This window comes from Novosphingobium nitrogenifigens DSM 19370 (assembly GCF_000192575.1).
In the GTDB taxonomy this organism is placed as follows: domain Bacteria; phylum Pseudomonadota; class Alphaproteobacteria; order Sphingomonadales; family Sphingomonadaceae; genus Novosphingobium; species Novosphingobium nitrogenifigens.
Map to the genome: position 1 here is coordinate 288,673 of NZ_GL876926.1, position 14,281 is coordinate 302,953.

The window sequence follows — 14,281 nt, forward strand, 5'->3', positions numbered from 1 at the left end:
GCGGCTCTTTTCGCGCCACCAAAGCCGAGGATACCGAATTTATGACCGATGAGCCGCTCGATCTCGAAACCCTGCGCCAGCTCTATACCGGGGCCAGCGGGTCCGACATCCGCGATCCGCATTTCCGCGAAGCGGCCGGGCAGCAGTACAAGGGCGACAAGCGGACGTGGCCTTTTGCCGGGGTCCCGACCCTGCTCGACGCGCCTTTCCTGGCCGACGGATTGACGCCCGAGGCGCTCGACACGCTCGATGTCGCCTTGATCGGCGTGCCGATGGATCTGGGTGTGACCAATCGCCCGGGCGCTCGCTTCGGTCCCCGCGCGCTGCGCGCGATCGAGCGTGTCGGTCCTTATGAACACGTCCTGCGTGTTGCGCCCAAGGGCAAGCTCAAGGTGGCAGACGTCGGCGACGTGTCGATGAGCAGCCGTTATGACCTCGCCGCGTGCCATGCCGACATCGAGGCCTGTTACCGCATGATCGCAGGCACGAAGGCGATCCCGCTTTCGGTCGGCGGCGACCATTCGATCACACTGCCGATCATGAAGGGGCTTGCCGAAAAGCACGGCCCGGTCGGCATGGTTCACATCGACGCCCATTGCGACACCGGCGGCACGACCGAAGGCTCGAAATTCCACCACGGCGCACCGTTCCGCGAAGCCGTGCTCGAGGGCGTGCTCGATCCGCGCCGGTCGATCCAGATCGGCATTCGCGGCGCGTCGGAATGCCTGTGGGAATTCTCCTATCTCTCGGGCATGACGGTGATCCATGCCGAGGAAGTCGATGCCATGGGCATCGCGGCTGTGGTTGCGAAAATGCGCGAAGTGATCGGGGATGGTCCGACCTACATCACCTTTGACGTCGACGGGCTCGACCCGGCGTTCGCACCCGGCACCGGCACGCCCGAAGTCGGTGGGCTCACCACGCTTCAGGCGCAACAGATCCTGCGCGGCCTTGCCGGGGCGAACATCATCGGCGGCGATGTCGTCGAAGTGGCGCCCGAATACGATCCCTCGCACAACACCGCCCATGCAGGGGCGCAGATGCTGTTTACGATGCTGAGCCTGCTTGCCGTCAACAAGTGACGCTGCAATTCCCGTGATTGCCCCCCGGTGAGCTCCGGCTCATCGGGGGTTTTTTGTCCGTTCGCTTATCGCCCGAGGCAAAAGGCGACGCCGCGCGACAGCACGCCTGCCTGTCCCGGCAGGGCAAGCGATCCGGTCCCGACCAGCAAGGCGACAAGCGCCAGGGCCGCGCCCAGCGCCTTGAGCAGCGGGCGATTGGCGAACTGCTTCAACGCGAGCATGGCGAGTGTCGCCACCAGCATGGGGCCCGCGCCATGGAGCGCAAACAGGCTCATCGCCAGCATCAGCGGCCAGCAGCAGCCAAGGCAGGAGCGTCCGTAATCGATCCCGATGACGAGCGCGGATTGCCATGCCGGACGGGGGCGACCCCAGTGGCGGTCGATAAATGTCATCGGGGTCCGGCACGCCGTCGCGCAGGTCAGGGCAAAGGGGGACAGGAGATAGGCACCGCTCCCGCCCAGAGCAGCAACGGCCAGCCAGATCGTTGCACGGTCGGGGCCGAATGCCGTTTCCGCCGGGGGCAGGGCCAGCAATCCGGCAAGCCGCAAGGCCACGCCCGCAAGGCTCCAGACCGCGATGAACCCCAGCGTGCAGGATGCGACGCGCGCGACGACGCCCTCGTCGGGGATCGCGGCCACACGCTGTAACAGCGGAAACGCGCTGGGCAACATCATCGCCACGCACATCACCGTCCAGTCGAGAACGAACAGAGCAAAGGCGATCGTCGGTTCGGTCAGCCCAAGCGCACGCACCCGGGCAAGCGGCAGTACATGCGGAGCCTCTATCCCGAAGACGATCGCCCCGAGTACGAGCGTCGCCAGGGCCAGAGTGCCTGTTGTTGACTGCCGGGGCTGAGCGACCTGTTCCATGGTGTCACGCTCTATAGCGCAAGTTCGGGGACATGGCAGTCACTTGCGCTATGGGGCGTGGCGAAAGTGGCGCCAGATTAGCGCCAGATTAGCGATTGTCCGGGCGTGGATGGTCCTGCCGCTGTTGTGGCGCGGGGTGTTGCGCCGGTGTTTGCGGACGGGGGGCGGGTGGCGTCACCGTCTGCTGCGGGCGCTGGGCAGGTTGCTGGTAGGACTGCTGCGGGCGCTGGGCAGGTTGCTGGTAGGACTGCTGCGGGCGCTGGGCAGGTTGCTGGTAGGACTGCTGCGGGTGCTGGGTAGGTTGCTGGTAGGATTGCTGTGGGCGCTGGGCGGGTTGCTGATAGGTCTGCGAAGGACTCTGCGCAGGCTGGGTATAGCCTTGCTCGGGGCGCTGCGCGGGTGGCGTGTTGCCGTATTGTGGCCGCCAACCAGTGCTGCTCGGTGTCGCCTGAGTTGAAGGTCTTGGCGAGGATACGCCGCCCGGCATCTGCGATCGCGTCGATTGCGGGTTGCTGCCCTGCTGGGCGGCCGAGCCATGGGGTGCATAGCCTTGCGTCGGGACGGTTGGCGTTGCTGTCGAACCGGCAGGCGGGCGTCCGCCCGATCCGTTCTCGCCGTTCGAGCGATAGGAGTCGGGACGGCCTTGCTGGGTGTAGCCCTGCGGTCCGCGTTGTTGCCACTGCGGAGATTGGTCCTGCTGAAATTGGCCCTGTGGAAATTGGCCCTGTGGAAATTGGTTGCGCGGCGACTGGCCTCGCGTTGGTTGGCCATAGGGCGCATTGCCGGGCCGTCCGGCGCTGATACCGCCATGGGACAGCGCCATGTCACGCGAGATCGGCGTGCCGTCTCCGGTCACGCGATGGACGGCGGGCGGGCGCCATGACGGGGTCATGCGCGCGGCGGTGAAGCGCGGGTTGCCCGCGGCCTGATCGACATGCTGGCGCTGCATTGGGGTCGGTGCGAAACGCGGGCTCGAACCGGCGCGCAGTTCCTCGGGCATCGGACGGGCGCGGATGCCGCCATAGCCGCCGTTGTAGCTGACGCGGCTGGGCGCGTTGATGAACACCGGCCGGTTGTAGACGGTGATGTTGGTCACATTGGTGATGCGGGTGACAGCCGTGTTGTAATGGACATGGCCGTCGCGCCAGTATCCACCGTCCCAGCCATGCCCGAAATAGCCGTGGCCATAGTTGATCCCGCCGTAATAGCCGATCGCCGGGCCCCAATAGCCGTCATGGAAGACATAGGCGCCATCATCCCAGCCCCACCATGCCGGGGTCCAGAACAGGCCGGGCCGGGGCGGCAGCTCCCAGTATCCGGGCACCCAGTAATAATCGTCGATCCAGTCGCTCCATGCCCAATAGCCGGGCACCCAGATATAGTCGGGGCCGGGCAGGGGGGGCTGATCGTATTCGGGAAGCGGCGGCGGCGCATAGCCGATGCGGATGTCGAACCCGAAGCTGATCTGAGCCTCGACCGGCATTGCCGTCAAGGCGCCGCCGACGGCAATGCCGGCGAGCGCGAGGCGAACCAGTGTGGATGCGGCCAGTGTGGATGCGGCCGGAAACCCGGTGAAGAACTTGCGCACGGCGCCCTGTGTCCTTGTTGTGCGGGGCTGGCCGGAGTTCGGGTGCCCCCTCGGATCCCGGCCGTTGTTTTCCCCAATCGTGTTGGCAATCCTAATTCCACCGGCCTTATTGCGCCGGCAAACCCGTCCACAAGCTGAACGGACGCGTGGTTTCGGGGTGTTTGTCTTGGCGCCATCTGCACCGATTTGAGAAAACGCCCGTACGAGGAGCTTTGACGCGGGCGCGCGAATTCGATATAATCGGGCCATCGCGACAGACAGGCACGCCTTGGGGCTGGTGTCTGTGGGCGTGCGCACGACTTTGCGGTTGACGCTCCTTGCGAATCCTCCTACACGCGCCCTTCACTCGAAACCGTCTGGAGGGGTTTGCTCAGGTCAGTGCAGATATGGCGCTGGCTCTGTTGTGGCTCGCTTCTTTCGTTTTTGCGTGTCTCGCGATGAGATAGAGTTCTGGGTGTGGTGATTTCGGGCCTTGCGGTTCCGGCCATGACTTGGGGCTCTGTGGAGCTGAACGGAGAAACAAGTGGCTCGTATTGCCGGGGTCAACATCCCCACCAACAAGCGCGTTATCGTCGCGCTGACCTACATTCATGGTATCGGCCCGTTCAAGGCCCGCCAGATTGCCGACAAGCTGGGTATTGACCACAGCCGTCGCGTGCAGGACCTTTCGGACGCCGAAGTTCTGCAGATCCGTGAAGCGATCGACGCTGAACACACCGTTGAAGGTGACCTTCGTCGCGAAACCGCGATGAACATCAAGCGCCTGATGGACCTGGCCTGCTATCGCGGCCTGCGTCACCGCAAGGGTCTGCCGGTTCGTGGCCAGCGCACGCACACCAATGCGCGCACCCGCAAGGGCAAGGCCAAGCCGATCGCCGGCAAGAAGAAGTAAGCCGGTGCGAGCCTCAAGGCTCGCCGGTTCCCACGGTTTTCCGACAGGATTTTAAGAAAAATGGCACGCGAACCTCAGCGTATCAAGCGGCGGGAGCGCAAGAACATCACTAGTGGTGTCGCGCACGTCAACGCCAGCTTCAACAACACCATGATCACCATCACCGACGCCCAGGGCAACGCGATTTCGTGGTCCTCGGCTGGCATGATGGGCTTCAAGGGCAGCCGTAAGTCGACGCCGTACGCCGCGCAGGTCGCTGCTGACGACGCCGGCAAGAAGGCCGCTGAACACGGCGTCCGTACGCTCGAAGTCGAAGTCAAGGGCCCGGGTTCGGGCCGTGAAAGCGCTCTGCGCGCTCTGCAGGCGGTCGGTTTCACCATCACCGCGATCCGCGACGTGACGCCGATCCCGCACAACGGTGTGCGTCCGTCGAAGCGTCGTCGCGTCTGACCTACCAATAGGCGACCGGTGCGGCGGTACCACCGCACCGGCCCGCCCAAGATTCGACCGGTCGCGGCCCCTCAGCCGACGCCGGCGCACTCGATCAACCCCAGGGGAATTCCATGTCTGTCAATATCAAGAACTGGCAGGAACTGAAGAAGCCCAACTCCCTCGAGGTCAAGCCCGGCAACGATCCGCAGCGCCGCGCGACCTTCATTGCCGAACCGCTTGAGCGCGGCTTCGGTCTGACCCTTGGCAATGCCTTGCGCCGCGTGCTGCTGTCCTCGCTTCAGGGGGCCGCCGTGACTTCGATCCGCATCGAGAACGTGCTGCACGAATTCTCGTCGCTGGCTGGTGTCCGTGAAGACGTCACCGACATCGTTCTCAACGTCAAGCAGATCGCGCTCAAGATGCAGGGTGAAGGCCCCAAGCGTCTTCAGCTCTCGGCCACCGGCCCGGGCGAAGTGCGAGCGGGTGACATCGCCGTCACCGGCGATATCGAGGTCATGAACAAGGACCTCGTGATTTGCCACCTCGACGAAGGTGCAACCTTCAACATGGAACTGACCGCCGACACCGGCAAGGGCTATGTCCCGGCCGTGTCGAACCGTCCGATTGATGCGCCGATCGGCCTCATTCCGATCGACTCGCTCTACTCGCCGGTGCGTCAGGTTTCCTACAAGGTCGACAATGCCCGCATCGGGCAGGAACTCGACTACGACAAGCTCAACCTGACTGTCGAAACCGACGGTACGGTCACGCCCGAAGACGCCGTCGCCTATGCAGCGCGTATCCTGCAGGACCAGCTTTCGCTGTTCGTCCACTTCGACGACCAGCTGCCCACCGGCCACGTTGCCGTGGTTTCGGGTCTTGCGACGCATGCGCCGGAAGAAAGCGACGCCAACCAGCTCAACCGTTACCTTCTCAAGAAGGTGGACGAGCTGGAACTGTCGGTGCGTTCGGCCAATTGCCTCAAGAACGACAACATCATCTACATCGGCGACCTCGTCCAGAAGACCGAGGCGGAAATGCTCCGCACTCCGAACTTCGGCCGCAAGTCGCTCAACGAAATCAAGGAAGTCCTTTCCTCGATGGGTCTGCGCCTCGGCATGGATATCCCCGGCTGGCCGCCCGAAAACATCGAGGAAATGGCCAAGAAGCTCGAACAGGAACTTCTCGGCTGATCCCGCGTCCGGGGGCAGGGACATGCTGCAAGCGCAGTGTGTGAACCTGCTCCCGGGGCAGGGGGTGAACGACCGATTTCGTCCTGCATCTGATGCGGGACAAAGCCCGGGGGATCATGGCCGACCCCGGCAAACCGAAACCGGCCTGGTCTGGGTTACCTGATACGGACCCAAAACGAACGGAGACTGAGAATGCGTCACAAGCTCGGCCAGCGTAAGCTGAACCGTACCTCCTCGCACCGCCGCGCGCTTCTGCGCAACATGTCGGCGGCTCTGATCAAGCACGAGCAGATCACCACGACGCTGCCCAAGGCGCGTGAACTGCGCCCCTACATCGAAAAGCTGATCACGCTCGCCAAGCATGGCGGCCTGTCGAACCGTCGTCTGGCGCACGCTCGCCTGCTCGACGATGCGCAGGAAAAGAAGCTGTTCGAAGTTCTGGCGGAGCGTTACGCCGACCGTCAGGGCGGTTACACCCGCATCATCAAGGCCGGCTATCGCGCCTCGGACGCGGCGCCGATCGCGGTGATCGAACTGGTTGATCGCGACGTCGCGGCCAAGGGCCAGGATTCCGGTCCGGTCCTGACTGCGGATGAAGACGAATTCGAAGCCGCCTGATAGCGGACTTCCCCGATCTAAACGTCGGGTCGCACAGGGGCGGGGCCTTCGGGCTCCGCCCCTTTTGTTTTGGCGATCTTGCCCGCAATCCGTTGGGGCGCCATGACATCGGTCCCGGATCGCGATTGCCGCCGGGGTACGATGCTGGAGGTCGGTTTGCGGCGTAGGGACACTCTGAAAGGCGTTTCGACACTTGCTCTTCTGGCGGCGTTGAAAATTCCCGGTGCGGCCGTCGCCGCAGAGGTTGCCAAGGATAGAGATGCGATGAACCCTGCCGCTTTCCCGCCCCTGCCGCCTTATCCCGCCAGTCCGCGCGAAACGGTCGAGGATCACGTTTTCGGGCAGACGGTTGCCGATCCGTGGCGTTGGCTGGAAGCCGATGTGCGCCACGATGCGAAAGTCGCTGATTGGGTGGAGGCGCAGAGCCGCTTTGCCCAAGCCTATCTTTCGCTCTTGCCCGAGCGTGAAGCCTTTGCTCGCAAGATGCGCAATCTCGTCGATTACGAGCGCACCGGCGTTCCGGTGGTGCGCGGGGGCAAGGCGTTTTATCGCTGGAACGCGGGCCTCATGAACCAGTCGCAGTTGCTGGTTGCCGATGGGGATGCGTCGGCGGATGCCAAGGGGCGGGTGCTGATCGATCCCAATGGCTGGGCTCATGACGGCGCCACCGCACTCGATCAGTGGGCGCCGAGCGACGACGGCGCGTTGGTTGCCTATAGCGTTCAGGACGGCGGCTCGGATTGGCGACGGGTCGGGTTTTTGCGCGTGGCCGATGGAACGGTTCTGGCCGACACGCTGCAATGGGTGAAGTTTTCCGGACTGTCGTGGTTAGGGGACGACGCGCTGGTCTATTCCCGTTTCCCCGAACCGGGAGGGAGCGACGCGTTCCATGCGCTGAATTACAATCAGGCAGTCTGGCTGCACCGCATCGGCACTCCGCAACAGCAGGATCGCGCGATTTTTTCGACGCCCGATTTCCCCAAGCAGATGCACGGTGCAGAGGTCAGCAGCGACGGGCGCTGGCTGATCGTTACCAGCAGCGAGGGAACCGATCCGATCAATGCGGTTCATGTCGCGCGGATCGACAAGGGCGAAGTCGGGACGATCCGGCCGCTCGTTCCCGAGATCAAGGCGCAGTGGACTTTCATTGATGCCGCCGGGGACAGCCTGTGGTTCCTGTCGGGCGAGGAGGCACCGCGCCGCAAGATCGTGCGTGTTGATCTTGCCGGTCCAGAGCCGCGCTTCGCGACTGTGGTTCCCCAGAGCGAGGACACGCTGGAATGGGCAGCCATGGTCGGCGGGCGCCTCGTGCTCGGTTATCTCCACGACGCACGCTCGCGCATGGTCCTGGCAAAGCCGGACGGGTCGGTGGTCGGCGAAGTCGGCTTGCCGGGCCCGGGAACGGTCGCGGGGGTGAGTGGGCGGCCGTCAGACCGGTTCGGCTATTTCGCGTTTTCGAGCTTTACCGCGCCCGATACGGTCCTGCGGATCGATGCGGAGAGCGGTGTGACACAAGGATGGCGCAGTCCCCGGCTGACGTTCGATCCTGGTGCCTATCGCGTGGATCAGGTTTTCGTCCCGTCGTGCGACGGCACGCGAGTGCCGATGTTCGTCATTCGGCGCAAGGATGCGACCGGCCCGGTGCCGACTGTCCTCTATGGCTATGGCGGGTTCAACATCTCTCTCACGCCGTGGTTCTCCGCGACGCGTATGGCCTGGCTCGAATGTGGCGGCGCTTATGCGGTTGCGAACTTGCGGGGCGGGGGCGAATATGGCGACGCGTGGCACGATGCGGGGCGCCGCGCGAACAAGCAGAACGTGTTCGATGATTTCATTGCGGCGGGCGAATGGCTGATTGCCAACGGAGTGACGCCCAAGGGCGGGCTGGCGATCGAAGGGCGCTCGAATGGGGGGCTGCTGGTCGGCGCGGTGGTGAACCAGCGTCCCGACTTGTTCGCCGCCGCCAATCCGGGCGTCGGGGTCATGGACATGCTGCGGTTCGATCGCTTTACCGCCGGACGCTATTGGGTTGACGACTACGGCTATCCCGATCGCGAGGCCGACTGGCGCATCTTGCGTGCCTATTCGCCTTATCACAACGTTCACGACGGCGCGTCTTATCCCGCGATCATCGTCACCACGGCCGACACCGACGACCGCGTGGTTCCCGGGCACAGCTTCAAATATGCAGCCGCGTTGCAGGCCGCCGCGATCGGTCCGAAGCCGCACCTCATCCGCATCGACACTCGTGCCGGGCATGGGGCGGGCAAGCCCATCGACAAGGTCATAGCCGAGGCTGCCGACGTCTATGCGTTCCTCGCCCATTGGACCGGGCTTCACCCCGCGACTTGAAACCTTCTCCCTTGTGCGTCGCAATGAAATGACGCGGAAGGGAATTTGTCTCGCGAGAGGCATAGGCGCGTGATAGGCTCGCGTTCGATAACGATGATGAAACGGGATGGGATGGCCTTGAGAAGCGTGCTGCTCGGCAGCGTGCTCGGGCTTGGTCTTTATGGGGCGCCTGTTTGGGCGGGTAACGGCGGGGCCACTGGCGAAGCCGCGATGGAGAGTGTCGAGAGCGGCACGTCCCATCGTCAGGTCGCGCCCGCTGCTCTTGCCGGTCCTGCCCTTATCGGCGTCTCTGCAGCCGCGACATCATCCGGCGTCGGACGTGCGGCACCGGCGGCCTTGCTCGTTCCGCGCGACCGTTATCCCGAAACCCGCCGGGACAACCTGCACGAAGCGATGTTCGGGCAAAGCGTTGCCGATCCCTATCGCTGGCTCGAAGGGGACATTCGACGCGATCCGGCTGTGTCGGGTTGGGCAGCGCGTGAAAACGCCCTGACCCGGGCCTATCTCGCGGCGCTTCCGGGGCGGGACCGCTTTGCCGCGCGGCTGCGGGCGCTTTACGATTTCGAGCGGATCAGCCTGCCGAAAAAGGCAGGACAGCGGTATTTCCTCCTGCGCAACAGCGGCCTCATGAACCAGTCCGCGCTCTATGTTCGCGAAGGGCTCGCCGGGCGCGACCGGCTCCTGTTCGATCCCAATGCTGCGGGCGAGGGTGCGCCTGCGCTCGATGCATGGGCCCCCTCGCGCAACGGGCGCTATCTTGCCTTTACCGAGAGCCGGGCGGGCAGCGACTGGCGCACGATCCATGTGATCGATGTCGATACCGGAACGGTCATGGCCGATCGTCTGGAATGGGCGAACGACACCCTGATCGGGTGGGCCGGGGACGAGGGTTTTTTCTATTCGCGCTATCCCGCGCCGCCGACGGGCGAGGAATATCGGGGGCAGGCGAGGAACAAGGCCATCTGGTTCCATCGCGTCGGCACGGCGCAGGACGCCGACGAACAGGTCTATGCAACGCCCGCCCACCCCGATTGGGGGCACAAGGCGCAAGTGACGTCCGACGGCGCCTGGGCGGTGATCAGCACCGATGCGGGGACGGCGCCGATGCGGGCGATCCATCTCGTCAACCTGTCCGCGCGCGGTGCGGACGGCCGCTGGCAAGTCGTGCCGCTCGTTTCCGATCTGACCTTCGACTGGAAACTGGTCGATGGCGAAGGCAATCGGCTGTGGTTCATCACCAATGACGGCGCGCCCGATTACCGGCTGGTCCGGGTCGATCTCGGCACGCATGCACGGGTTTCGACCGTCATCGGCGAACAGCGGTCGGCTCTGGAGGCCGGGCGGATCGTCGGGGATCGCCTGATCCTGTCGTACAATGCCGACGGACGACGTCTGGCGGTCGTTACCGACATGCACGGGCATCCGGCACGGGCCATCACCATCGACGCCACCGGAACCGCGAGCGGGTTCGAAGGGCGTCCGGGCGACCCGGAAACCTTTTACCAGTTTTCAAGCTACAACCAGCCCCCGGCGGTTTATCGAATGGATATCCGCACCGGCCGGGCAAGTGCCTTTGCCCTGCCGCGTACGCCGTTCGACCCGTCGGACTATGTCGTCGAACAGCGGCAGTATCCTTCGCGGGACGGGGCGCTGGTGCCGCTGATGATCGTGCGCAAGAAGGCGCTCGCCGATGCCGCGACTGCGGCGCCGACATTGCTCTACGGCTATGGCGGTTTCGATATCTCGGTCAATCCGGCCTATTCGCCCCAGCGTATGGCCTGGCTCGAAGCCGGAGGCGTCTTTGCCGTCGCGGCGGTTCGGGGTGGCGGAGAGCTTGGTCCGTCGTGGTACGAGGCCGGGCGCGCCGCGAAAAAGCAGAACAGCTTCGACGATTTCATCGCGGCGGGGGACTATCTCGTCAAAAACGGGATCGCCCGCAAGGGAAGCCTCGCCGCGCAAGGCGCGTCGAACGGGGGCATGATGGTCGCAGCCGTCATCAACCAGCGGCCCGATCTCTTCGTCGCGGCCAATCCCGACGTCGGCGTCATGGACATGTTGCGGTTCGACCGTTTCACGCAAGGACGGGGATGGACCGACGACTATGGCGACCCTGCCCGCGAAGCCGACTGGCGAGTGCTGCGCTCCTATTCCCCTTATCACAACATTCGCGCCGGGACCGACTATCCGGCCATTCTCGTCACAACGGCCGATACTGATGACCGTGTCGTGCCTGCTCACAGCTTCAAGTATGTCGCCGCCTTGCAGGGCAGTGCGATCGGGGACCGTCCGCATCTCTTGCGGGTGGAGGACGGTGCGGGGCACGGTGCGGGCAAGCCGCTCGACAAGACGATCGCCACCGGGGCAGATGTGCTCGCCTTTCTGGCCGCGTGGACCGGATTGAGCCCTTTGACCCCCTGATTTTCCGCTTTCATCCGTGTATGATGCCAACTGCTCGCTTGCGGCGAGGCGGTCCGCTGACTATCCGCAGTCCGGAGACCAACAAGGGGCAGTCCCGATGACGACTTTCAACGATCGCGAACGCGCCGAAGAAGCCAAGTTCGCTCACGACGAAGAAATGCTGTTTCGTATCCAGGCACGCCGCAACAAGCTGCTCGCTGTCTGGGCTGCCGAACACATGGGCCTCGATGCCGCCGAAACCGAAGCCTATGCCAAGGCCGTGGTTCAGGCCGAATTCGAGGAAGCCGGTGACGAAGACGTGATTCGCAAGGTTTTCGGCGATCTGGTTCTGGCCGGGACCAAGGTCGGTGAACCCGAAGTGCGCAAGGCTCTCGAAGAGAAGGCCGTGGAAGCACGTCGCCAGTTGATGGGCGAAGCCTGATGGCGATGGCCGCAGACGACATCGCCGCCATGATCAAGGCCGCGATGCCTGACGCAGAAGTCACTATCACCGATCTTGCCGGAGATGGCGATCATTATGCGGCGCATGTCGTTTCGGCGGCCTTTCGCGGGATGAGCCGGGTTGCGCAGCACAAGGCGGTCTATTCCGCTCTGGGCGGTCGCATGGGCGGGGTTCTGCATGCCTTGCAATTGACGACCGCCGTGCCCACTTCCGCTGCCTGATTCCCACAAAAAGACAAAGCAGGATCCATGTCCGAACCCAGCAACACCAGCAACCGTATCGCCGAGATCGTCGAAGGCAACGACGTGGTCCTTTTCATGAAGGGTACGCCGATGTTTCCGCAGTGCGGTTTTTCCAGCCGCGCCGTGGCGATCCTTGAACGTCTGGGCGTCGAATATGCGACGGTCGACGTGTTGCAGGACATGGAAATCCGTCAGGGGATCAAGGAGTTCTCGGACTGGCCTACGATCCCCCAACTCTATGTGAAGGGCGAATTCGTCGGTGGTTCGGACATCATGATGGAGATGTACGAAGCCGGTGAGTTGACGCAACTCCTGACCGATGCCGGTTTGTCCGGTACGGCGGCCTGATCTCCGATCAAGTCGGGCCTGATGTTATCCTGGCACTTCATAGCCAGGAATGACATCGGGCATTGTGGCGGCAGGATATTGCCGCCAGTCGAACGCGGTCCTGCAACCGGCAGGGCCGCGTTTCGTCGTTTCGGAACAGGGATTTTCGCGCCCGGGGGCGTGAAATCCGCATGTTTGGCTGAAAAGGGGGGGAGGCGGAGCCAGGAAGCTTGGGGACAGGCTCCGCCTCGTCGAGATAGGCATCTCAGGGACTTGATGATTTATGCATGTACCGTGCCAGTTTGTGGAAGTGGCGGAAAATCTGGGTCCACGGCTCCAGTGAAGTGTGGCAGCGGCGGGAGAGTGTAAAGATGTCCGACACTCCCCTTGGAGGGAGTGGATCCCTCTCTTGGCAAGGGCCGTACGGAGGATCATGATCGGGGCATGACAACAAGAATTGATGGGCAAGAGGATGCTCCGCCGGCACGCCCGGCAGCAACGGTGGTGGTGTTCAGGCGCGATCCTGAAGGTGGTCCGGCGCAGATCCTGATGGTCGAGCGATCGGGGGCCATGGCTTTTGCCGGTGGCGCCGCCGTCTTCCCGGGTGGGAAAGTCGATCCAGGCGACCACGACGTCGTGCAGGGCGATCGCTCGGCTGCGCCCCACGATCCCGATGACGCCGCAGCCCGGGTCGCGGCCATCCGCGAGACGGTCGAGGAAACCGGACTCGTCATCGGTGTCAACGGCGTGGTCACCGCACGAATGGCAGAGGATGCGCGTCGGCGATTGCTGGCGGGGGAGGCCTTCGCCGGGATTCTTCGCGATCACGGATGGGCCATCGATTTTCCGAGCCTTGTCCCCTTTGCGCGATGGTGGCCCCGGCATCGTGAGATCCGGGTCTATGATACGCGTTTCTATCTTGCCGACGTCGGTACGGGAGCGCTCGATCTGGTCGCCGATGCGACCGAGAACCGGAACCTGTTCTGGGCAGGGGCGGCCGAAGTCCTGGCCATGGCCGATGCAGGGCGGATCCGGATCATTTTCCCGACCCGCCGCAATCTCGAGCGTCTGGCGCAGTGGGACGATTTCGATGCCGTTCGGCGTCACGCGCTCGACACGCCGCAACGCATCGTCACCCCATGGACGGAAATGCGGAACGGGGTTCCCTGGCTGGTCATTCCCTCCGACGCCGGTTACCCCGTCGATGGCGAACCGCTGGAACAGGCGTCCCGTGGGTAGTGCCTGCCAGTCGCGAGAGGGCTGGCGCGCGGTCTGCCAGGGGTAGGGCCAAAATCGCTCGATAATGAAGTGAACTGCCCGGGGGGAGTAACCGGCAAGATTTTGCCGGCAAACGGCAATATTACGTAGCTTTGCGGATAGGTCTGGCCGGGGCCCTTAAGGCGGAACCCTTATCCTTGGGGGATGAGGTGATCCCATGGCGCTCCACAAATACCGCATCCGGCCCGACATCGACGACAGCCCCCAATCCGCGCCGCGTCTGGCCGACGATCACGACGAATTCATTGCTTCTCCGGTTCATCGGCTGCAGCAGGATCTATGGACCCTGACTGAAAATCAGCCCGAAAATCCGATCGCCTACTACCCGGGATGGTTCCGTATCGGGTTTCCCCTGATCGCTTCGATCGCACTTTGGGGCGGTATTCTCTGGGGGCTCGGCGTGTTGCGCTGAACTCCGTCGTTGTCATGGCTTACGCGCGGTTAATCAAACCGTCGCGGCTCTATCGATCGCTGACCGACAGCACTGATGTCTGCATGGTTCCACTTGTGGTCGCTTCGTCACGACCCGTCTGGAACAGGGAGACTCT

The 14,281-nt window shown here is 63.7% G+C and carries 14 protein-coding genes and 1 pseudogene; 12 read left to right on the forward strand and 3 right to left on the reverse strand.

The features are described from left to right. Positions 1 to 41 precede the first annotated feature (41 nt). Positions 42 to 1,082 (forward strand): agmatinase, encoded by a 1,041-nt coding sequence (speB, locus tag Y88_RS01700; protein ID WP_008065632.1) that lies wholly within the window; start codon positions 42 to 44, stop codon positions 1,080 to 1,082. Between the two features lie 65 nt (positions 1,083 to 1,147). On the opposite strand, the gene Y88_RS01705 is transcribed toward speB, so the two are convergent. From Y88_RS01705 to Y88_RS19770, 3 genes and pseudogenes are all read right to left on the reverse strand, one after another. Next, entirely contained in the window at positions 1,148 to 1,951 is an 804-nt protein-coding gene (locus Y88_RS01705) for a DUF2182 domain-containing protein (RefSeq protein ID WP_008065633.1), read from the reverse strand. 174 nt (positions 1,952 to 2,125) lie between these two features. Continuing rightward, positions 2,126 to 2,761 (reverse strand): pentapeptide repeat-containing protein, encoded by a 636-nt coding sequence (locus Y88_RS19765; protein ID WP_408637187.1) that lies wholly within the window; start codon positions 2,759 to 2,761, stop codon positions 2,126 to 2,128. 508 nt (positions 2,762 to 3,269) lie between these two features. Then, a pseudogene (locus tag Y88_RS19770) lies at positions 3,270 to 3,788 on the reverse strand (YXWGXW repeat-containing protein); the annotation flags it as partial. Between the two features lie 274 nt (positions 3,789 to 4,062). Here Y88_RS19770 and rpsM point away from each other — a divergent pair. The 11 genes from rpsM to Y88_RS01765 all read left to right on the forward strand — a co-directional run bounded on the left by rpsM (position 4,063) and on the right by Y88_RS01765 (position 14,145). Then, the gene (gene rpsM, locus Y88_RS01715) at positions 4,063 to 4,431 is read left to right on the forward strand and encodes a 30S ribosomal protein S13 (protein ID WP_008065635.1); all 369 of its coding nucleotides are present in this window, start codon (positions 4,063 to 4,065) and stop codon (positions 4,429 to 4,431) included. A gap of 60 nt (positions 4,432 to 4,491) precedes the next feature. Continuing rightward, complete coding sequence (rpsK, locus tag Y88_RS01720) at positions 4,492 to 4,881, forward strand: 30S ribosomal protein S11 (protein WP_008065643.1); 390 nt, start codon at positions 4,492 to 4,494, stop codon at positions 4,879 to 4,881. A gap of 113 nt (positions 4,882 to 4,994) precedes the next feature. Then, positions 4,995 to 6,056 carry a DNA-directed RNA polymerase subunit alpha gene (locus Y88_RS01725; protein ID WP_008065645.1) on the forward strand — a complete coding sequence of 354 codons (1,062 nt, stop codon included), beginning with the start codon at positions 4,995 to 4,997 and terminating at the stop codon, positions 6,054 to 6,056. Positions 6,057 to 6,248: 192 nt separating this feature from the next. Beyond that, positions 6,249 to 6,674, forward strand: a complete 426-nt coding sequence (rplQ, locus tag Y88_RS01730; RefSeq protein WP_008065649.1) for a 50S ribosomal protein L17 — start codon at positions 6,249 to 6,251, stop codon at positions 6,672 to 6,674. Between the two features lie 264 nt (positions 6,675 to 6,938). Beyond that, positions 6,939 to 9,026: a prolyl oligopeptidase family serine peptidase gene (locus tag Y88_RS01735; protein WP_018075263.1), complete on the forward strand. Its 2,088-nt coding sequence runs from the start codon at positions 6,939 to 6,941 to the stop codon at positions 9,024 to 9,026. 210 nt (positions 9,027 to 9,236) lie between these two features. Next, positions 9,237 to 11,444, forward strand: a complete 2,208-nt coding sequence (locus Y88_RS01740; RefSeq protein ID WP_018075262.1) for a prolyl oligopeptidase family serine peptidase — start codon at positions 9,237 to 9,239, stop codon at positions 11,442 to 11,444. 97 nt (positions 11,445 to 11,541) lie between these two features. After that, complete coding sequence (locus tag Y88_RS01745; protein ID WP_008065662.1) at positions 11,542 to 11,865, forward strand: DUF1476 domain-containing protein; 324 nt, start codon at positions 11,542 to 11,544, stop codon at positions 11,863 to 11,865. Further along, on the forward strand, positions 11,865 to 12,107 hold the full coding sequence (locus tag Y88_RS01750) for a BolA/IbaG family iron-sulfur metabolism protein (protein WP_008065663.1): 243 nt from the start codon (positions 11,865 to 11,867) through the stop codon (positions 12,105 to 12,107). Before Y88_RS01745 ends, Y88_RS01750 begins: the two co-directional genes overlap by 1 nt. Positions 12,108 to 12,134: 27 nt before the next feature. Next, entirely contained in the window at positions 12,135 to 12,476 is a 342-nt protein-coding gene (grxD, locus tag Y88_RS01755; RefSeq protein WP_008065664.1) for a Grx4 family monothiol glutaredoxin, read from the forward strand. Positions 12,477 to 12,899: 423 nt separating this feature from the next. Beyond that, positions 12,900 to 13,694, forward strand: coding sequence for an NUDIX hydrolase (locus Y88_RS01760; protein ID WP_232280883.1), 795 nt, complete (start codon positions 12,900 to 12,902; stop codon positions 13,692 to 13,694). Between the two features lie 196 nt (positions 13,695 to 13,890). Then, a complete protein-coding gene (locus Y88_RS01765; protein WP_008065668.1) occupies positions 13,891 to 14,145 on the forward strand; it encodes a hypothetical protein in 255 nt (84 codons plus the stop codon). Positions 14,146 to 14,281 lie beyond the last annotated feature (136 nt).